Annotated in this window: 1 protein-coding gene; it reads right to left on the bottom strand. The window is 33.1% G+C overall.

What is annotated here, in order from left to right:
- Positions 1–16: 16 nt before the first annotated feature.
- On the bottom strand, positions 17–257 hold a 241-nt coding region (locus V6255_RS18095; RefSeq protein WP_341629386.1), incomplete at its 5' end, for a hypothetical protein.

Below are 257 nucleotides of genomic sequence, written 5' to 3'. Positions count from 1 at the left end.
CAATATGTTAGCCATCTTATTCCAATACTGTAAAAGTGCTTAGCTCATAGTTATCTCGACTAGATAGAATTTTTGCATCATGAACTCTGAGCTTTTTATTATCGATTTCAGTCACAACAGAAGAGAACAAGATCGTCATATCTTTATGGTAAACAAAGATTTCACTACCGCCTCGTGAATTTTTAGTGCTGATAAATACCAAAGGTTTATTATGGTATTTGTGCTCTAATAAATGTTGCGTGTGCCAACAAATTTTT

It is taken from the genome of Psychromonas arctica (genome assembly GCF_038155225.1).
In the GTDB taxonomy this organism is placed as follows: domain Bacteria; phylum Pseudomonadota; class Gammaproteobacteria; order Enterobacterales; family Psychromonadaceae; genus Psychromonas; species Psychromonas arctica_B.
The sequence above is the reverse complement of the archived record's forward strand: the minus strand, read 5'-3'. Positions and strand labels throughout refer to the sequence as shown.